This is a genomic window from Bacillus sp. 22475, assembly GCF_052044835.1.
Classification (GTDB): domain Bacteria; phylum Bacillota; class Bacilli; order Bacillales; family Bacillaceae_G; genus Bacillus_A; species Bacillus_A cereus.
Genome location: NZ_JBQENW010000007.1, coordinates 20,885 through 41,464, shown reverse-complemented (window position 1 = coordinate 41,464; position 20,580 = coordinate 20,885). Strand labels below are relative to the sequence as shown.

Below are 20,580 nucleotides of genomic sequence, written 5' to 3'. Positions count from 1 at the left end.
CGCTTTGTACACGATCGTGGATAGTAGAAATAGTCTCTTGTTTTTCAATATCTTTTTGTTTTAATTCTGCTTCTAATTCTTGTATACGCTCTTCTAATTGAGCAATTGTATGTTGGAGTGATTTCTTTTGAGTAAACATGTATTTATTTCAACCGCCTTCGAAAGTTATATTTTCTCTATATTTGGATTTTAGCATCTTTTGTATTTTTTAAATATAGGAATTGTTAAATATTTAAGAATCTATTACATTTTATTCATAATTCTCTTTTTTTCGTCACGAAAAATAAACTGTATTTAATCGTTTTGTAAACAAACTGTAAAATAAATCATGTATAACTGTATAAGAAGGGAGTCGGATTATGAACTATTTTAAGCGAATCAGTAGTCTAGTATTAGCAGGAATTATCGGTCTTTCTAGTACAGTCGCTGTAAAAGCAGAGTCAAACGACGAGAAACTTAACAACATGCAACAGCAATTGCAACAAAACGATGCAGAAATGCAAAAGAAAGAGCAAGAGAAGCAAGCTGTTAGTAAAGAAATTAAAGGTATCGAAAACGAACTACATAATTTAAATAATACAATTGCAAAAAATAAAGAGGATCAAGCTGCTATTCAACGTAAAATCGATGAAACACATAAGCAGATTGAGCAAAAAAAGCAAGAAATTGTCGTTTTAGAGGATAAAGTCCTTGCTCGTAAAGATATTATGAGAAAACGTATGGTTTCTGTTCAAAACAGTTCAAATACAAGTTTAGTAGTAGAAGTTGTAGTAGAGTCAAAAAACTTTGCAGACTTCTTACAGCGTATGAACGCAGTTTCTACTATTCTAGAAGCTGATAAAGAAATTTTACGTCTACAAGAACAAGATCTTCGCCAAATTGAAGAGGACAAGAAAACAATTGACGAAAAAGAAGCATCTTTAGTAGTAGACAAACAAAAATTAGCAAAAGCGCAAGCTGAACTGCAAGATAACTTGAAAAAACGTCAAGATAACTTACAAACAGTTCAAGCTAAATATAACCAGGTTGCAAGTCAACTTAATTTAGCAGCGGAAGAAAAAGCTAAAATTGAATCAAATATGAAGGCAGTACAAGAAACGATTGCTCGTGAGCAAGAAGCAGCAAGAATTGCGGCAGAAGAGCGTGCAAAAGCAGAAGCGGCTGCAAAAGCAGAGCAAGAAGCTTTAGCGAAAGCACAAGCAGAAATTGCTGAAAAGCAAAAGCAGGAAAAAGCTAGTAAACCAGCTGAACCAGTTGCTAATAATAATTCGAAGGTAGAACCTGCAAAACCTGAACCAATTTCTAAGCCAACTGCTGGTGGGAAAGAAATTTATGTAGAAGCTACAGCTTATACAGCTGATCCAGGGGAAAATGGTTATGCACCAGGTCAACAAGTATTTTCTGCATGGGGACACTATAACTTAACTGCAAACCCAGGAATGAAATTAATTGCTGTAGATCCAAATGTTATTCCATTAGGTAAGACTGTAAATGTTGAAGGGTATGGAGTCGCAATTGCAGCCGATACTGGTGGAGCTATTAAGGGGCATAGAATTGATGTTTTAATGCCAGATAAAGGTTCATCAAGTAGTTGGGGCAGAAGAACAGTTAAAGTTACAATTTTAAACTAACACGTAATCCAACTTTACAATACGTAGAGTTGGATTTTTTTATAATAATAATGTTAAGTTGAGTTTACATTTTGTTAAGGATAGCATACAATAATGGTGAGAGGTGGTAAATTTGACCATTTTAAACAGAGTAAAAGAATTAAGAGCTCGTTTTAACTTTACGCAAAGTGTATTAGCAGAAAAGGTTGGAGTAACGAGACAAACAATTGCTGCAATTGAAAAAGGGGATTACGTTCCTTCGTTGTTATTAGCACTTACGATTTGTGATGTGTTCCAGTTAAAGATGGAAGACGTGTTTGTTTTAAATAAGGAGGGGGAAGAGGATGAATAGAATTGTTTTTTCTTATATCATAAACGTGCTTTATACTGCTTTAGCATGCTGGACATTTGTTGAATTTTATAGTGTTATTACAGAGTTAGCACATATAATTAAAAACGAGAAATTCCCATTTGAAGTATGGTTTAATGGAGTACCATTCATTTTATTATTTATTGGAGTAATTATAGTTACAATTTTTTATCGAATTCAAAAGAAAAAATATAAGAATTTATCTTTTTGGATGTATCCATTATTATTTCCACTAGAAGATGAACGTGAAAAAGCGATTACGGATAAAGCTTGTAGAACAACATTTGTATCGTTATGGTTTGTCTTACCTTGTGCAGTTGGATTTTTAACTTTTTCACCTATTATTAATGAATATCTTCCTGGATACCCATTATATATTCTATTTTCTATTTTCTTTATTCAAATGAAAGTATTTCACGTATCACTATACAGAAATAAATTAGCTTAAAAAGAAACCTTCTTGCACCGGCAAGAAGGTTTCTTTTCAGCTAATACTTGTACATATAGCGATATTATTTTATCATTTTATATAGAGTAAGATTTTGTAAGGGAAAGGAACTGTGTATGAATAAGCAAAGAATTTATAGTATAGTAGCAATTCTGCTATTTGTTGTAGGTGGCGTGTTAATTGGAAAGCCATTTTATGATGGATATCAGGCTGAAAAGAAACAGACTGAAAATGTGCAGGCTGTTCAAAAGATGGATTATGAAAAGCATGAGACGGAATTTGTAGATGCTTCCAAAATTAATCAACCAGACTTGGCGGAAGTAGCGAATGCATCATTAGATAAGAAACAAGTAATTGGTCGTATTTCGATTCCAAGTGTTTCAGTAGAACTGCCTGTTTTAAAAGCTTCTACTGAAAAAAACTTATTATCAGGTGCAGCGACAGTAAAAGAGAATCAAGTTATGGGAAAAGGAAATTACGCATTAGCAGGACATAATATGTCTAAAAAAGGTGTTTTATTTAGTGATATAGCTTCTTTGAAAAAAGGCGATAAAATTTATTTGTATGACAATGAAAATGAATATGAGTATGCGGTTACTGGTGTATCTGAAGTAACTCCTGATAAGTGGGAAGTTGTAGAGGATCATGGGAAAGATGAGATAACGCTTATTACATGTGTATCTGTAAAGGATAATTCTAAGCGTTATGTTGTTGCTGGTGATTTAGTAGGAACGAAGGCGAAGAAGTAAAAAAGAAGGTGAACTCTTTAAAGAGTTCACCTTCTTTTTTACTAATGTTGAGAAATAATAGAATATTTTGGTTCGCATTTAAGTATTCTTCTATTTATGTATAATAAAGTTGGAATTCTATATTTTGGGAGGAACAAGAGTGAGACAACAGGTGAAGAAACTTCTTTTAACAACGAGTATAGCGTTATTAGTAGCTCCAATTTCAGCTTATGCGCATCCAGGGCGTACAGATGCTAATGGCGGACATACGTGTCGTACAAATTGTGAGAAGTGGGGATTACAGTACGGGGAATATCATTATCACAATAAACCAGCTTCTAGTAGTGGCGCAACGAGCCCAGCCCCTAGCCAGAACAATAACAGTGCTGTAGAAGCTGAGAGACAAGCAGAAGCACAGCGCAATACTGAGGCTGAAAAACAACGTGCTGCAGAAGCACAGCGCAACTCTGAGGCTGAAAAACAACGTAATGCAGAAGCACAGCGTAAAGCTGAAGAAGAGAGACAGCGTGTAGCCGAGGAACAAAGAAAAGCTGAAGAGGCACGTAAGCAAGAGGAAGCGCAGCGCCAAGCTGATATGGAAAAAGGTCAACTTGAAGGTCAAAAGAATGGAGAAACTGATTTTAAAGCAGGAAAAAATGATGCAGAAGTGCATGTAGCTGGAAAATCTGATGCATATAAACAAGCGTTTAAAGCGACTTATGCAGCCGCATGGTCTTTAGAAGAGCAGAAGAAAACGCATTTTGAAAAAGGAAAAGAACAAGGTTTAGCACAAGAGACGATGGACGATAGTCAAGTTGCTCCAGAGTTTAAGGTAAACTTTGCAGACGGATTCAAAGTAGGGAATAAAGAAAGAACAGAAAAAATTGAAAAAGAGCAAGCTGAGTTAGGGGAAAAGACAGGGAAAGAACTAGCTGAAAAGAATCCTGGAAATAGAGAGAAAGAAGTATACGTGAAGGCATATGAAACAGCGTATGAAAAAGGCTATAAGTCTACAAAAAAGGCAGTAGAAAAAGTTGGCTATAAGTATGCATTTGAAAACTATGATTTAAAAGTTCCTGCTAAGTATGAAAGAAATGAATTGTTAAAGAAATGGTTTACTGAAGGATTTAAATCGAATAAAAAAGCAGCGGAAATTCGAGAAGAAGGGTATAAAAAGGGAGACAGCTGGTTCTCATTCTTCTATAAGAGTTTCGTACCAAGTGAATATAAAGAACATAAAGAGCTGTACGAACAAGCAATAGAACAAGGGAAAACGGCATAAAAAAAGATGAGGAGAAATTCCTCATCTTTTTTAATCCATCCATTTCACTAATTTCTTAGAAATTAATAATAAAACACAACCTAATACAATTGCCACAGCGCCAATAACTGTGAATACTTCAGCGTATCCAAGTGAAGTTGTGAAGCTTGCAAGTTGTCCGCCTAAAATGTTGGCGATACCTGAACTTGCTAGCCATACGCCCATTAGTAAAGATGCTAATTTTACCGGAGCAAGCGCACTAACCATTGATAGTCCGACAGGTGATAAGAATAGCTCACCTAACGTATGAAAAAGATACGTAAAGACGATAAACAGTAAGTTTGCTTTTTCTGTAATGTTATGTTCATCACTACCTGTTTTTAATGTAGCGATAACGAGAATGATATAACCGATACCGAGCAAGATCATACCAAGTCCCATTTTAGTTGGGATTTTTAAATCACCCTGCTTGCGAGTTGCAAGTTTTGCCCATAATGCAGAAATGACTGGAGCAAGTAAAATAATAAATAATGGATTGACCGATTGGAACCAAGATGTTGGAACTTCCCATCCGAACACAGAGCGGTCTACAAATTTGTTTGTATATAATGTTAATGAGCTACCAGCTTGTTCAAAGCCAGCCCAGAAGAAGACAACGAAGCATGTTAAAATGACGATAACTGCGGTACGTTGTTTTTCTTTTTTTGTTAACGGTGTATCTCCTACTGATGGTTGTCCAGCAGCTGTTTGTAAATCGCGAGTTGGTTTTTTACCGATATTACCAAGGAAGCGATTTGAGAGTGTTGTAAATAAAATTTGTCCAATGATCATTCCGATTGAAGCGGCTAAGAAACCGTAACGGAATCCGTAATGTACAACGCCATCAACTGTTGTTTTGAATAAATTTTCTGATAAAAATCCGCAAACGAGTGGAGCTAAAAATGACCCGACATTAATACCCATATAGAAAATGGTAAATGCACTATCACGTTTTGGATCGTTCTCTTCGTATAATTCTCCAACCAGTGTAGAGATGTTCGGTTTGAAGAATCCGTTACCTATAATAATAAGCGCTAATCCGAGGTATAGGCCTAATTGGTTTTGCAAGGCAAATAGTGTAAGGTTACCGATTGCCATTGTTATGCCACCAATTGTGATTGCTTTTCGTCTACCTAGAAAACGGTCTGTTAAGTATCCACCAATCATTGGTGTGAAATAACAGGCTCCAGTATAAAATCCGTAAATAGAGAGTGCCCATGCGGGACTAAACCCAAGACCACCGCTTACTAAAGCTGTCGTTAAATATAATGTTAATAATCCTCGTAATCCATAGTAACTAAATCTTTCCCACATTTCTGTAAAGAAGAGTAAGTATAAACCTGGAGGATGTTTCTTTTTTCTTTGTTGTTCTCTTTCTAGTTGTATCGCTGATTCCATGTTATTTTCCTCCTGACACAAACAAAAACAAAGTTAATAATTTTGTACATTTAATATTTTACCTTATTAACTATTATAAGTCAATAAAGGTTGATTTTTCAGAAGAAATTGGAAAAGAGGAATAGCTATAGAATGGGTGTTTCTTTTGTGATAGACTATGGACTATGTTTTCTTTGTAAGGAAGCGGGTTATTGTACTTTTTATATGTGAAATTGATTTCATAAAAGATGAAATTAAAGAAGGAGAAAGAAATGAAATTGTTACAGAAAAAAGAAATTTTACTTATTAGCCTTATGTTATTCTCTATGTTCTTTGGAGCAGGGAATCTGATATTTCCACCTTTCCTTGGATATGAAGCAGGAGAACATGTTTGGATTTCATTAGTAGGATTTATTATATCAGCAACAGGTCTTCCTATATTAGGTGTTATCTCCATTGCAAAAGCAGGAAGTTTTCAAACGTTAGCGGGTAGGGTTCATTCTTCATTTGCAATTATTTTTCCATGTATCGTGTATGTATTTATTGGACCTGGGCTTGGTATACCACGTGCGGGAAGTTTAGCTTTTGAAATGGGGCCAGGTCAGTTATTCCCTGAAGCAGGAAGCGGAGTATTATTGTTTTACACAGTTATTTTCTTTAGTATTGTTTACTGGTTAAGTTTATCCCCATCTAAATTAATGGGGTTGTTTGGAAAAGTCTTGACGCCGTTATTATTATGTATGATTGCACTTATTTTTATAAAGAGTATGTTTACAACAGTAGGAGATATGAAAGAACCAATAGGGAACTATGGCCAAGCTCCTATGTTTCAAGGGTTTTTAGATGGATATTTAACAATGGATGCGTTAGCTGCTTTAATCTTTGGAATTGTTATTGCAAATGCATTACGTGCAAAGGGTATTGAAGATGATAAAGGTTTAGCGAAATATATGAGTATTGCTGGAATCGGGGCAGGACTATTATTATCGATTATTTATGTCATCCTTGGATATGTGGGGGCAATTAGTGGCTCATTAGGAACATTTGATAACGGTGCGAAAGTGTTAGCACAAGTTATGATTACATTATTTGGACAGGGCGGAGTCGTTTTATTAGGTCTTATTTTTACTATCGCGTGTTTATGTGTTTCAATTGGACTTGTTACGTCTTGTAGTCAATTTTTTGCGAGTGCATTTCCGAAAGTATCTTATAAAGTGTGGGCATTTATAGTAAGCGTTGTTAGTATGATCTTAGCTAATTTAGGATTAACGCAAATTTTAAAAGTATCAGTACCAATTCTTGGATTTATTTATCCAATTGCATTAACGCTTATTATTCTAGGGTTATTCCATAAGTATATTGGGAAGTATGCATACGTATATGCAGTAACTGTTTGGGTTGTAGCGATATTTAGTGCAATTGATATTTTAAATAAAAATGTAATGATGAATCAGTGGACGTCAGTATTAAAGTACATTCCGTTTTATACAGAAGGTGTTGGGTGGATTGTTCCAGCTATTGTAGGCATGTGTCTTGGTTTTATCGTTAGCATTGCTTTAAATAAGAATAAATGAGTAAAAAGGTGTTTTCCTATTTTGGGAAGACACCTTTCTTTTTTGGGAAAAATACTATTGAAAATGAATAGACTAAGAGTATGATAAAGATAATTGGTAATATATAGGTTTAATGAGAGTTACGAATAAGGGGGAGCATATGAAGAAGGATTTGGATAAGAAAATAGAAGCACTCGAAACGGCAATTGAAACGATTCAAGAAGCACTTGCTGAATTAAAGGTGAAGCAAAGGGAAATAGAAGTAGAAAACGCTCAGCAACATGTTAGTAAGGATAAGAAAGAATATATTGAAACGGTAATGGAGGAAAAGCCAAAAGAAGAAATAGTTACGATAAAAGAGCCTGTGCAAGAACGTGAGGTAAAACAAGTAGATATATCTGCTTTTAAACCAGAGCCATTTAATATTATTAAGTTTTGTCAAACGTGGTTACCGCGTGTATTTGTCGGTATTATGTTGCTTGGAGTGATCTGGTTATTTAAAGCAGGGGTAGATGCTGGTTTATTAACACCAGCAATACGAATTTTGTTTGGTATCGCATTATCTATCGGTTTGTATTATATAGGAGATATTCAAATTAAAAGAGAGCGGCAGGCGTTAGGATTAGTATTGGTTGGAGGAAGTATTTCGGGGATTGTTTTAACGACGTTTGCGGCACATTATTTGTATGCATTTATTCCGGCAAGTATCGCGTTTCTCTTTAATATTGCATGGGTTATTTTAGGGATTTATTTAGCGAAAAGATATAACTCGGAATACCTTACTATCTTCGTAGCGGTAGGAGCGTTCTTCGTGCCATTCTTGTTAAATAGTACGACTCCTAATCCTTATATTTTCTTTGGATATGAGACAGTGTTAACACTTAGTTTATTATGGTATGGATTGAAAAATCGTTATAAATATTTATATATGATTTCTTACGCTGTTGCAGCCATTGTTCTTTTTGTCTTCTTTGCTGTTATGTCAATATTAGTAGAGAACTTGCAAATACAGTTAACGATTGTATATGGTTTGATTCATTTACTATTATTTTGGCATATGTTTACGGAGAGAAGTTTTATACCAGAACCGCGTTTGGCGATATTTAGTGCGAATGCAGTGTTCTTTATACTAGCTATTTCAAAAATACCTGATTTTACAACATGGGGATTAATTATTAGTGCAATTGTGCACGCTGCTATGTTTGTGCTTGAGTATAGAAAGAATAGACATTCTACATTTACAAATCTCTTATTTGGTTTCGCAATGGGAGCATTTAGTTTAGCGATTTTATACGAGTATAGTTTAGTGAATGCAGCGATCGTACTATTGTTACAAGGTTTCCTCGGTATGGTTACTTCTATTAAAGGAAAACAACAGATAAAGTTGTATGTTAGTGCAACGATTTACGCAATTGGAATGATACAGACGATTTTTAGCACGTTTGATCAATTTATTTCGGCAGGTTTTGTTGCTCATCTTATTTTAATAGGAACGTTCTATTATTGCATGAGACAAGCGAAAGAAGTGTTAGCGAGTGTTGGTAAGTATGTGTACTCTATAGCGCTCTACTGGTTAATGGTCATTGTATTTATTACAATCACTAGAATTGGTGAAGTTCTTTCTACAGATGGAAGTATAATTAGCATATCTGTATCGTTATTGTGGATGATATATGCGTTATTTGCAGTTTGGTTTGGCCGTTATAGACAGATGAATGAAATATTATATGCTGGATTAATCGTATTAGTAGTAACGGTAGGGAAGTTATTCCTACTTGACTTACCAGAGGTATCGATGATGATTAGGGCAGTGTTATTCCTAATCGTCGGTAGTATAGGTATCGTTATTTCAAGAATGTTTTTCTCGAAGGAAGAGAAGTGAGAAGAAGGCAATCCATGTATGGATTGCCTTTTTCATTATTTCTTATTAATCGTTACAGTTTCATTATATTTCGTTGTTGTATTTTGGCGTAGACGAAGAGTTGCTTGTCCAGTTGTATTTGAATCAATCTGTGCATTTACAACTTTCTCAGCAGAGCCTAAGCTGTTTGTTGTGAAAGAGAATGTACTACTATATCCAAAAGCAGATGGCCAAGTGCCGTTTGCATTTTGTACTTTAGCCACTTGTGTTCCTCCAGTAGTGAAGATACCTAAAGAATAGTTGTTATACGTTGTATTAGGTAGTAAGTTGTTTACTTGAATCTTCATTTGGAAAATTTCATTGTTTGGTAGAATGCTAGGGTGTGTAACGACGTAGTCGCTTGTTGTTACCGCACCGTTATAACCGTATGAACCTGGTTTAAAAGTATTTGTATTAAACCATTGATAACCTGCATTTGGTGCACTCCAAGGTTCAGGTTGTGGTTCTGTTGATAAGCTTGGCTGTTCAAATGTTTGTAGAGCTGTAGGTGAATCAAGTTGTAAACCATTTACTTGATCTAAACTTGTAAATGTCTCTTTATTCGATAACCAATTTACGATGTTTTCTAATAAGATAGCATCGTTTTCTTCTTTATAACCATCGTAAGTTTTCTTTGTTTGGCCAGAATCTTCACGAACGTACTTTGGCGTAGCATCTTCAACAGGAGAAGAGTCACCAATAAAGGCAGCTTTTCCAAGTCCTACTTTTGCAATTGCAGCATATGGGCCTTCTGCAATACCACCGCCATTATAAACGCCACTATCAACAGCGTTATTCCATTTTGATGGATTTTCTGGAAGGTAAACAAGTCCTTTTGCTAGTTTTGGGTTTGTAATTGCTAGAGTAGAACCAGCATGCATTGCTACAGAAGAAACACCTTTTGTAATTCCGAAAGATTGTTCAGGCGATACAATTGTTTTCGCTGAAACATCACCAAGTGCATTGTAGCGGAAGCGAATACCGAAGTTGTCAGATAGCCAATCAGAGCTTTCTACTCCTTGCATAGCTTGTGAATTTGCTTCTTCATTAGACATTCCTTTTGCTGGATTATCCCAAGCACCGCGTCTATATCCATTAAATACTTCAGAAGAGTCCCAGCGATTTTTATTACGATCCGCATTGTAATGATCGGCAATAAAGAAGATACTGCCACCATTTTTTACATATTGTAACATAGCGTCCTGCTCAGATTTTTTGTAAGGAATATTAGCTTCTGGAACGATAAATACATTGTAACCTTTTAAGTCTTCGTACGTAATAGGTGTTGATTTACGAAGTTCTTTTACGTGATAACCGTTTTTTGCAATGCCGTTTCCGAAGTCAGAAAAGCCGCCGTCAATAACCCAGTCAGCTGTCCCAGCAGTTTGACCGTGTGTATTATCGAATAATACTTTCTTCCCATTGTTTTGATTTACAACTTTTGCAGCAATTTCAGGAGCTGGGTCTACAGAGCTTTCGGCATAAGTAGACGGTATGAACGAGGTCCCTATACTTAGTGTAATTGCTGTTGCTAAAGAAAATGTAATCCATTTTTTATTCTTCATAGAAGAATCCCCCTAATAATAAATATATGTGCTTTAATAATGTAATTTATTTTTCTGTAAAAATAAAGACGGAAAACATAAAAAATATTAAAAGATTGTAAAAATACCGTGAATTTTGTTGAGAAATATTTATATAGATATAAAAACACCCCTTCCAACTAATAAGGAAGGGGTGCTTTGCTTAACTAATTTTTGAGTTAGGTGTTTCATCAATCTTATGAAACCCTTTCATGTAATATACGATTGCTAAGCCGATAAGCCAGATTGGGCCGACAATCAATGCAATTCGTGTATCTTCTGAATACGCCATTATACCTAGTACTAATACAAGGAAAACGAGTGAGAAATATGAGCTTAATGGGTATAAAGGCATTTTATACGATAACTTTTGTTTATTTTGAGTAGGTAAGCTTTTACGGAATTTAATTTGAGCAACTAATATAATGCCCCAAGTCCAAATTGCGCCGAAAGTTGAAATGCTAGTAAGCCATGTAAATACCTTTGCAGGTACGAGATAGTTTAATATAACACCAATGAGTAAAACGATAGCAGTTGCTACAATTCCTTGGCTTGGAATGCCATTTTTATTTAAACGACCAAATCTTTCAGGAGCTTTTTTCTGCTGAGCTAATGTAAATAGCATACGGCCTGTACTAAATAAACCGCCATTACAAGAAGAAAGAGCTGCTGTTAATACGACAAAATTAATAATACCTGCTGCTTTTGCGATACCAATTTGCTGGAATGTTAATACGAATGGGCTTCCTTTCTCACCAAGTTCGTTCCATGGATAAATTGCCATCATAACGAATAGAGCTCCTACGTAGAACAGTAATATTCTCCAAAACACGTTATCAATTGCTTTTGCGAGTGTTTTCTTCGGATTTTGAGCTTCACCAGCTGTAACACCGATTAATTCAACGCCTAAATAAGCGAATAGTACCATCTGCATGGAGAGTAGTAACCCAGAAAAACCATTTGGGAACCAGCCACCATGTGACCAAAGGTTTGAAATACCAGTAGCGATACCACCGTTTCCGAATCCGAATAAAATAATACCAGCTCCGACTACTATCATACAGATAATTGTGACAATTTTAATGAGAGCAAACCAAAACTCAAGTTCTCCAAATACTTTTACCGATAAGAAGTTAAAAGCGCTCATTAACAATAGAGCAAGTAACGCCCAAGTCCAGCGCGGGATATCTGGGAACCAGTACTGCATGTAAATGCCAGCTGCTGTAATTTCAGCCATACAAGTAACTACCCATAAGAACCAGTAATTCCAACCAGTAATATAACCAGCGAGTGGGCTGATATAATCATATGCATATTTACTAAAAGAACCGGCAACAGGTTGTTCAATTGCCATTTCCCCGAGAGCTCGCATAATGAAAAAAATAACGAGTCCGGCAATCATATAGCCTAGTAAAATAGAAGGACCGGCTAGTTTAATAGCGGAAGCGGATCCTAAAAATAGCCCAACGCCAATAGCTGAGCCCAGTGACATTAAAGTAATATGTCGTTCTTTTAAACCACGATTTAAAGTTCCAGATTTGTTTGTGTGCTGCATAAGAAGACTCCCCCTTGTAGAGTGAACGATATTTGAATGCGTTTACTAAATATTTAACTATTTCAAATTATAAAACATTTCTATCTGTTATGCTACAAAAATAATCATAATGAACTGTACTACATCTGTACTTGTCAGACTTAAACTTAAAATTCGAACTATTAGGGAATATATTGACTCTTCTTTTTATTGATTGTTAAGATTAAGTATTATATTTTCTCACATACTAGTAAGAAAAAGAATGTGTGATAATAATTCAGGTGTAGGAAGGGTACATAAGCATGTTTCAATTACAAAAATATAACACTTCTGTGAAGCAAGAGTTTTTAGCTGGCATCACAACTTTTTTTACATTTGCGTATATTCTTGTCATCAATCCAAAAATATTATTTGATGCAGGTGTACCATTTGACCAAGCGTTTACAGCAACAATTATTGCAACCGTTGTTGGAACAGTAGGTATGGCGATTTTCGCGAATTACCCGATTGTTATTGCTCCAGCTATGGGAATGAATGCATATTTTGCTTATTCTGTTGTACAGAAGGCAGAAGGGATTACATATGTAGTTGCCTTTTCAGCTGTATTTGTAACGGGGATTATTTTTCTTTTATTATCTTTTACTTCGTTTAGGCAAAAGTTAATTTTAGCAATTCCTGATAGTTTAAAGCATGCAATTGCAGGTGGAATTGGACTATTTATTGCTTTTATTGGATTGCGCCTTTCTGGAATTATCGTGGATCATCCGTCTAATTTAGTTACGATTGGTGATTTTCATTCTCCAGCCGTTATTTTAACTTTAATTGGTTTAATATTAGCGGCGGTATTAATGACATTGCGTGTGAGCGGTGCATTATTTATTAGTATGATTGTGACAGGAATTATTGCTTTCTTTACAGGGCAATTGAAGTTTGCTGATAAAATTGTGGCGATGCCTCATTTACCAGAGGGTATCATCGTTTCAAACCCAATCAATGCCTTTTCAGATGTAATTGAATACGGATTATACGGCGTTGTATTTTCATTTTTACTTGTACTTTTATTCGATACAACAGGTGCATTACTTGGTTTAATTAAACAAGCAGGTTTAATTACAGACAATACAGAGAAGCGTTTTGGTAAAGCGTTTATTGCAGATGCAATTGGCGGGACTACAGGTTCTATCTTTGGAACAAGCCCAACAGCAGCGACGATTGAATCGTCAGCAGGTATTGCTGCAGGTGGTAAAACTGGATTAACAGGGATTGTAGTTGTTGGTCTAACAATTATAACGGCATTTTTTAGTCCTGTTATTGCTTCTTTATCAAGTGTAGCCGCTATTACAGCTCCTTCATTAATTATAGTAGGTAGTTTAATGGCACAAAGCATTCGAGATATTAATTGGAATGAATTTGAAGATGCGTTACCAGCATTTTTAATTTTTATAGGTATTCCGTTAACATCTAGTATTGCAAATGGAATCGCAATTGGATTTTTAGTATATCCAGTCTTGAAAATTGTGAAGGGTAAAGGGATGGAAGTACATCCATTACTATACTTATTTGCATTCTTATTTGGATGTCATTTATTCTTATAATATAGATATAGGAGAGGGAGCTTCTTATGAGAGGCTCCTTTTTTGTGTATAATAAAGTGAAACTATAGGCAGTAGTGGGGATTTATCCCCACTGTGTATTAGCCCGCATCAATCGGGATAATGTGGAAATTAAATTAATTTAGTAAAATATAAATTACCTAATGGAATATATATGTTACAATAAAGATAGAGGAGGAACATGAATGGCTGTAAGTAAAATAAAAGTCGCGCGTGTTCAGTTAGATTTAACACAGCAACAATTAGCAGAAAAAGTAGGCGTTACAAGGCAAACGATTAGTTTAATTGAGAAGGGGAAATACAATCCATCTTTAGATTTATGTTTGAAAATTTGTTATGCAGTAGATAAAACGTTGAATGATTTGTTTTGGGAGGAAAAGGAGTGATAGGATGAAAATCGTGAAAGATGAACGTTTAATGATTGAAGGGTTAAAACATATTAGATTAGCTTTTATCTTACAAAATATCGTCATACTAGCTATCGTCTTTTACCGCTATGTCTTGCAAGGGGCAGGATATGAAAGTGTTTCAGATTTATTAATGGTATTTATGGGCGGGATAATAATTATTAACTTTTTAAATCTGAAAAATTCAGTGGAAGTGTATGAGCATACGGGCGGAGTATCGCGTCGTTATTTTATGAAGCTATTATTCATTCCGGTGGGTATTATTATTGGGATTTTAGCTATTTGTATCGTTGTAACACCAGATATTTCGATAAAGGAAATTAGTATGACAGGACTTATTATGTTTGCTTGTTTTTTAGTTCCTAGTTTGTTTATATACATATATATGAAAAAGATAAAAAGTGAAGATTGAAATATAAGAAAAGCTTTCCCGTATTGAGGAAAGCTTTTCTTATATCTTTTTATACAAAACTTTATGAAGGCCAATTGGTTCAATTTCAAAAATTTCACCATGCTCCTGAAAGCCTAATCGCTTGTAATAGTCAGTTACAGTAATACGGCCATTACACCATAGGATGTTTGCTTTCCGTTCTTTTAAAATTTGTTCTGCCTTCTGAATTAAGGAGCTCCCAGCTCTTTTGTTCCGAAAGTTAGGTAATGTTGCCATTCCTCTTAGTCTATAATGGATACCATTTTGCAAATCAGGATATATTTCTTTTGAGAAGGAAGCGATGCTAATCAACTCATCGTTTATAAAGGCACCTAAGTGGAATGTGTCTTTTTCGTAGTCAGAAGAGTATTTACAGTTTGCTAGGGACTGATTAGGACGCAACACCGCTTGGCGTAATAAGTGTGTCTCGGATGCATCAATATACTGCACAGTAATCATATTATCATCCTTTCTTATAAACCTTTTTCTATAAGTTGTATAAAGAAGTATGCAGGTGCAGCGAGAAGGCCGAGTATACTAGCGGTTCCAAGGATGAGTGAAAGAAAAAGGCATGAGTATTTAACTCCAGTTGATTTTTTCCAACCATAGCTGCAAATTTCAATGCTAACACCGATGAGAATAATGGCGACGAGTACTTCCGCTAATAATAAGAGAGCTAAAGTTACAATAGACATAATGTAATCCATCCTCATAATATGTGATAGTAACATTTTACCATATGAAATTTAAAAAATGCCCCTCAATTATGTGAGGGGCATTTTTTTACTCTAATATGTTTTTTAGTGTATCGATATGCTCTTTTGAACCTGTTACAAGTAATGTATCGCCGTGTTGTAGTCTTGTATCACCATGTGGTATTAATGCTTTATTACCGCGGTAGATTTGAATGACAAGTACATCACCTAAAAACGGAAGGCGGCGAAGCGCAATGCCGTTATATTTATTGCTGCGTAGTTCAACTTCGCGTACTGTTTCGTTTGCTGTTGTAATTAAGCGAACGAGACTAGGTTTATCAATAAGTGCACGTAATAAAATCCGTGTAGAGTTAATTGTTGAGAATACAGCGATATGTTCTTGCGTTGCTTTTTCTTGTAGAAGTGGATCTTCTACACTTGCAATAACATGTTCAACACCTAGCTCTTTTGCATGTTCTGCCAATAATAAGTTTTGTTCATCATCGCTTGTTGCAACAACGACGCGATCTGCATCAAATGCTGTTTGTTCAGTTAATGATGCGATTGTCATGTCATCTAATTTTACGATAGGGAAGTCATGCGATTTCGCTTCTTCATCATTTATTTTGTTTTGACGCATCATATATAGCGTTACGTCATAATCTTCTCGTTTTAAATCTAGTGATAACGGAAGGGTAATTCTGCTCGCGCCAATAATAGCTACTTTTGGTTTTGGTGTTTCTACTTTTGGGAACATTTTTTTAAACAATATAGGTGCAAAAATACAAGTAATAACTGCGCTTAAAATAAGAGAGGCAGATAAACTTGGACTGATAATCCCCAGTTTTTCACCAATTTGTGCAGCCGCAATAACTAAAGAAAGTGTCGATGTTAATAAAATTGCACTTCCAAGTACTATATTACGTGGATACCATTTTCGTAAGACGAGTGATGGTAAGAGTTTTGAAATAAAGAGTCCTACAATTAAGATTGGGATCATTAGCATGCTAGAAGGTTCTTTGAAAATAGACCATACCTCTAGATTTACACCAACCATTACGAAGAAAATAGGGATGAAGAAACCATAGCCGATGGAATCAAGTTTTTCAACCATATCTTCATTTGGTGATAATAACGATACAAGTACACCTGCTAAGAAGGCACCTAAAATATTTTCTGCTCCAACAGATTCCGATAACCCTACTAATATTAAAATGAGTGCAAAAACAGCTCGTGTATCAATTTGTACACTACCAGCTTTTAAACTATCTAAGTATGGAATGTTTTTAAAGCGTTTTGCAATAAAGTAAATGACAATACCAGCACCGAATAGAAGAAGTAGGAGCCACATACTTTGGCCGCTTTCGGAATTTAATCCGACGAAAACAGCGAGTAAAATCATTGTAACTAAGTCTGCAATAACAGCAACTAATAAAATGATTTGTCCGATTGCAGTTTTTCCTAGGTTGTTTTCTTTTAATGTTGGTACAACAACACCTAAAGAAATAGTTGAAATAATTAAAGTCATGAACATTGCATTATCTACAAATCCTAGCCATACGAATAGTAATGATAGGGCATAAGATAAGATGAAAATAAATAAGAAGATAATGCTTGCTACTTGAAATGTATTTGGCTCGTTTGTCGTATTTTTTTTCCCTTTTTGTTTAAAGATAGAAAAATCAATTTCTAAACCGCTTAAGAACATGAGGAAGATAAATCCTAATGTTGATAAAACTTGAAGCCATATATCTGGCTCAATAATATTAAACCCACTTTTACCTACAAAGATTCCTGCAATAATTTCTGCAACGACAACAGGAAGTGCTTTTAATTTAAAGCGTTGTAACAAAAGGGGAACGAAAAACGCGATTGCAACGACAACCATAAGTGATAGAACAGAAGTATGATGTTCCATTGCGTTCTCTCCCTTCAAATAAATATAGTACCTATTTAGCCATATAATAGGTAGAAAAGCAACGCATATGGATTCGATTTCATAAAGAAAGATTTTTCTTAACATTTGTCATAATAAGTATATTTTTCATGATTCTGTTGTTAATTCCGTAATGTGGATGTAATAGGGGAGGGGATAAAAAAAGACTGCTGAGGAATCTCAGCAGTCTTTTTCATGTACATTACATTGAGAAGAAGATCCATACAGTTAAACCAACTGTTGCAGTTGCAACGAAGAAACTGTATATCATTGTAAGAATTTGAACTCTTCCTTCTCCTTCTTTTAAATGCATGAACATAATTAATTGTAACAATGCTTGCGCAACAGCCATTATGATAATAGTTGTTAAGACTGTTGAAAGTGGCAATGTTGTGTAAAGTGCCACGTATAACGCTAGAAACGTTAATGCAAGCGATAAAATAAATCCGAAAACGTGTGACCAAGGGAATCCGCTATGCGCATGCCCGTTTGCTTGATTGTTGTTTTGAGCCATTTACGCCACCATCCCGTTCAAGTAAACTAGTGTGTAAATAAAGACCCAAACTAGATCAAGGAAATGCCAGTATAAGCTGATAATGAATACTTTACGAGCTGTAACTGGTGTTAAACCTCGTTTTAAAATTTGGATAATAACACAAGTTGCCCAAATGATACCGCCTGTTACGTGGGCTCCGTGCGTTCCAAGAAGAACGAAGAATGCAGATAGGAAAGCACTTGTTTGAATTGTTGCGCCTTCACCGATGTACATAATGAACTCTTCGATTTCAAAGAATAGGAAACCTGCACCTAAAAGTAATGTAAGGATGAACCATCCAAGCATTGCTTTTTGGTTGTGCTTACGCATTTCGTGAATTACGATACCACATGTGAAACTACTTGTTAAAAGTAGTAATGTTTGAATTAAAAGCGTTTTAAGTTCAAACAGTTGCGCTGGAGTTGGGCCATCTGCCGTACGACCAGCTAGGACTAGATAAGAGGCGAAAAGTGTTGCGAACAGCATAATTTCAGCCCCAAGAAAAATCCAGAATCCTAGGATATTCAATCTGCTTTGTTCGGATTGATATTCCAAAGGTAAGCTTTTATCTAAAGCCGCCATGTCATTTCACCTCTCATGCTATATGTTCTGTTTCTTTAATTTCATCAACACTTACGTAGTAGCCATCATCATAATCGAATGAACGATAGATTAAGCAAGCTAAAATACCAACGCCGCCGATTGCTGCAAGCCAGAACCAGCTAAATACTAATGCGAAACCTGCAAGACCGAAGAATAAAGACGCAATAATAGGCACACCAGAGTTACTTGGCATGTGAATTGGTTTGATATCTTCTGCTGCTGGTGTAACTGTTTCTCCGCGTTTTTTCATGTACCAGAAAGCATCAGCTTCTTTGATTTCAGGAAGTTTCGCGAAGTTGTAATGTTGTACAGGAGATTGAGTTGCCCATTCAAGTGTACGGCCATCCCATGGATCTCCAGTTGTGTCACGTTCACCGTGACGTGCACTCCAAATTACGTTGTAGCAAAGAAGTAGGAAGCCAATACCCATCATTACCGCACCAACAGATGCGATTTGGTTTAGCCATCCCCATCCAAGACTTTCAGAGTAAGTGTACATACGACGAGTCATACCGTCTAAACCTAAGAAGTACATTGGGAAGAAACAGATGTTGAATCCGCTCATAAAGATCCAGAATGTCCATTTACCTAGGCGTTCATTTAACATATGACCAGTCATTTTTGGATACCAGAATGTGAATCCAGCAAGCATAGCGAATACTGTACCTGCGATTAATACGTAGTGGAAGTGAGCAATTAGGAAGTAGCTGTTATGGTATTGATAATCAGCTGCTGCCATTCCAAGCATAACCCCTGTAACCCCACCGACTACGAAGTTTGGAATAAATGCCAATGACCAAAGCATTGGAACTGTAAAACGGATACGTCCTTTATACAGTGTAAACAACCAGTTAAAGATCTTAACCCCGGTTGGAATCGAAATCGCCATTGTCGAAATCGAGAAGAATGAGTTAACCGCTGGACCTGCACCCATCGTGAAGAAGTGGTGAAGCCATACGACGAAACTTAGTAAAGAAATTGCAACCATTGAGTATACCATCGCACTGTAACCGAATAGACGCTTACGTGAGAATGTACTAATGATTTCAGAGAAAATACCGAATGCCGGTAAAATAACGATATATACTTCAGGGTGACCCCATACCCAGAACAGGTTGGCCCATAACATCGGCATACCGCCGCTCGCCATCGTAAAGAAGTGAGCATCGAATAGACGGTCAAATGTCATTAATGCAAGAGCAACTGTTAATACTGGGAAAGCGAAAATAATGATAATTGTTGTAATTAAGATTGACCAAGTAAACATTGGCATTCTCATTAAAGTCATACCAGGTGTACGCATTTTTAAGATAGTAACAAGGAAGTTAATACCGGTCATTAGCGTACCGAGACCTGAAATCTGTAATGCAATTGCGTAGTAGTTATTTCCTACGCCTGAAGTAAACTCTGTACCTGCCATTGGGAAGTAAGAAGTCCACCCAGCGTCTGGAGAACCACCGATTACGAAAGCGATGTTGAATAACATTGCTCCGACAAAGAATAACCAGAAACTTAAAGCATTTAAGAACGGATATGCAACGTCACGAGCACCAATTTGTAATGGTACTACAAGGTTCATTAATCCCATAACGAATGGCATTGCCATGAAAAGAATCATTACTGTACCATGCGTTGTAAAGATTCCGTTATAGTGTTCAGCGTTTAAATAAGTTGTTTCTGGGAATGTTAACTGTGCACGGATCATTAAACCATCCATACCACCACGGAATAACATGATAACCGCAGAAATAATATACATGGCTCCGATTTTTTTATGGTCAACAGTTGTTAACCATTCGTCCCAAAGCCATTTCCATTTTTTATACTTTGTTAGTACGAAAATGATTGCTAATGTCACAAGAACGATAGAAGCGTCTGCACCGTAAATAATCGGGTCACCTGTGACAAAGAATTCATCAAGCTTCACTGTGTTCACTCCAATCTGTTGGAATAATAGC

19 protein-coding genes are annotated in these 20,580 nt (G+C 35.9%); 10 read left to right on the top strand and 9 right to left on the bottom strand.

Annotated elements, in window-relative coordinates:
• The first annotated feature begins 359 nt into the window (after positions 1-359).
• The 5 genes from ACTJJY_RS13380 (at position 360) to ACTJJY_RS13360 (ending at position 4,438) form a co-directional block, all read left to right on the top strand.
• Positions 360-1,631 carry a 3D domain-containing protein gene (locus ACTJJY_RS13380; RefSeq protein WP_440605704.1) on the top strand — a complete coding sequence of 424 codons (1,272 nt, stop codon included), beginning with the start codon at positions 360-362 and terminating at the stop codon, positions 1,629-1,631.
• A 112-nt stretch (positions 1,632-1,743) separates the two neighbouring features.
• Entirely contained in the window at positions 1,744-1,962 is a 219-nt protein-coding gene (locus tag ACTJJY_RS13375; protein ID WP_000154019.1) for a helix-turn-helix transcriptional regulator, read from the top strand.
• The gene (locus ACTJJY_RS13370) at positions 1,955-2,428 is read left to right on the top strand and encodes a DUF2178 domain-containing protein (protein ID WP_440605703.1); all 474 of its coding nucleotides are present in this window, start codon (positions 1,955-1,957) and stop codon (positions 2,426-2,428) included. Before ACTJJY_RS13375 ends, ACTJJY_RS13370 begins: the two co-directional genes overlap by 8 nt.
• Before the next feature lie 116 nt (positions 2,429-2,544).
• Positions 2,545-3,177, top strand: coding sequence for a class A sortase (locus ACTJJY_RS13365; RefSeq protein ID WP_001041724.1), 633 nt, complete (start codon positions 2,545-2,547; stop codon positions 3,175-3,177).
• 139 nt (positions 3,178-3,316) lie between these two features.
• Complete coding sequence (locus ACTJJY_RS13360; RefSeq protein ID WP_440605702.1) at positions 3,317-4,438, top strand: YHYH domain-containing protein; 1,122 nt, start codon at positions 3,317-3,319, stop codon at positions 4,436-4,438.
• A gap of 30 nt (positions 4,439-4,468) precedes the next feature.
• Here ACTJJY_RS13360 and ACTJJY_RS13355 read toward each other — a convergent pair whose 3' ends face one another.
• Positions 4,469-5,854, bottom strand: coding sequence for a peptide MFS transporter (locus ACTJJY_RS13355; protein ID WP_000443143.1), 1,386 nt, complete (start codon positions 5,852-5,854; stop codon positions 4,469-4,471).
• Positions 5,855-6,105: 251 nt separating this feature from the next.
• Between ACTJJY_RS13355 and brnQ1 the strand changes: the two genes are divergently transcribed.
• Positions 6,106-7,407, top strand: a complete 1,302-nt coding sequence (gene brnQ1, locus ACTJJY_RS13350) for a branched-chain amino acid transport system II carrier protein BrnQ1 (protein ID WP_440605701.1) — start codon at positions 6,106-6,108, stop codon at positions 7,405-7,407.
• 139 nt (positions 7,408-7,546) lie between these two features.
• Positions 7,547-9,268, top strand: coding sequence for a DUF2339 domain-containing protein (locus ACTJJY_RS13345; RefSeq protein WP_440605700.1), 1,722 nt, complete (start codon positions 7,547-7,549; stop codon positions 9,266-9,268).
• A 35-nt stretch (positions 9,269-9,303) separates the two neighbouring features.
• Here the strand turns inward: ACTJJY_RS13345 and ACTJJY_RS13340 are convergent, their stop codons facing one another.
• Both ACTJJY_RS13340 and ACTJJY_RS13335 read right to left on the bottom strand, forming a co-directional pair.
• Positions 9,304-10,851 (bottom strand): DNA-binding protein, encoded by a 1,548-nt coding sequence (locus ACTJJY_RS13340; RefSeq protein WP_440605699.1) that lies wholly within the window; start codon positions 10,849-10,851, stop codon positions 9,304-9,306.
• A 181-nt stretch (positions 10,852-11,032) separates the two neighbouring features.
• Positions 11,033-12,424, bottom strand: coding sequence for an amino acid permease (locus ACTJJY_RS13335; RefSeq protein ID WP_001164901.1), 1,392 nt, complete (start codon positions 12,422-12,424; stop codon positions 11,033-11,035).
• Positions 12,425-12,705: 281 nt separating this feature from the next.
• On the opposite strand from ACTJJY_RS13335, the gene ACTJJY_RS13330 reads away from it, so the two are divergent.
• The 3 genes from ACTJJY_RS13330 (at position 12,706) to ACTJJY_RS13320 (ending at position 14,835) form a co-directional block, all read left to right on the top strand.
• Positions 12,706-13,998 carry an NCS2 family permease gene (locus tag ACTJJY_RS13330; RefSeq protein WP_440605698.1) on the top strand — a complete coding sequence of 431 codons (1,293 nt, stop codon included), beginning with the start codon at positions 12,706-12,708 and terminating at the stop codon, positions 13,996-13,998.
• Between the two features lie 203 nt (positions 13,999-14,201).
• Entirely contained in the window at positions 14,202-14,402 is a 201-nt protein-coding gene (locus ACTJJY_RS13325; protein WP_000301182.1) for a helix-turn-helix transcriptional regulator, read from the top strand.
• Positions 14,403-14,406: 4 nt separating this feature from the next.
• Positions 14,407-14,835, top strand: a complete 429-nt coding sequence (locus tag ACTJJY_RS13320; protein ID WP_095691399.1) for a hypothetical protein — start codon at positions 14,407-14,409, stop codon at positions 14,833-14,835.
• Positions 14,836-14,874: 39 nt separating this feature from the next.
• On the opposite strand, the gene ACTJJY_RS13315 is transcribed toward ACTJJY_RS13320, so the two are convergent.
• From ACTJJY_RS13315 to qoxB, 6 genes are all read right to left on the bottom strand, one after another.
• Positions 14,875-15,312 carry a GNAT family N-acetyltransferase gene (locus tag ACTJJY_RS13315; protein ID WP_440605697.1) on the bottom strand — a complete coding sequence of 146 codons (438 nt, stop codon included), beginning with the start codon at positions 15,310-15,312 and terminating at the stop codon, positions 14,875-14,877.
• Positions 15,313-15,326: 14 nt separating this feature from the next.
• Positions 15,327-15,584 carry a DUF4022 family protein gene (locus ACTJJY_RS13310; RefSeq protein ID WP_440605696.1) on the bottom strand — a complete coding sequence of 86 codons (258 nt, stop codon included), beginning with the start codon at positions 15,582-15,584 and terminating at the stop codon, positions 15,327-15,329.
• Positions 15,585-15,636: 52 nt separating this feature from the next.
• Positions 15,637-17,466, bottom strand: coding sequence for a monovalent cation:proton antiporter family protein (locus ACTJJY_RS13305; protein WP_440605695.1), 1,830 nt, complete (start codon positions 17,464-17,466; stop codon positions 15,637-15,639).
• A 220-nt stretch (positions 17,467-17,686) separates the two neighbouring features.
• Positions 17,687-17,998 carry a cytochrome aa3 quinol oxidase subunit IV gene (qoxD, locus tag ACTJJY_RS13300; RefSeq protein ID WP_000068425.1) on the bottom strand — a complete coding sequence of 104 codons (312 nt, stop codon included), beginning with the start codon at positions 17,996-17,998 and terminating at the stop codon, positions 17,687-17,689.
• Positions 17,999-18,601: a cytochrome aa3 quinol oxidase subunit III gene (gene qoxC, locus ACTJJY_RS13295; protein WP_000729314.1), complete on the bottom strand. Its 603-nt coding sequence runs from the start codon at positions 18,599-18,601 to the stop codon at positions 17,999-18,001.
• Between the two features lie 13 nt (positions 18,602-18,614).
• Positions 18,615-20,549: a cytochrome aa3 quinol oxidase subunit I gene (gene qoxB, locus ACTJJY_RS13290; protein WP_000762374.1), complete on the bottom strand. Its 1,935-nt coding sequence runs from the start codon at positions 20,547-20,549 to the stop codon at positions 18,615-18,617.
• Between the last annotated feature and the right edge of the window lie 31 nt (positions 20,550-20,580).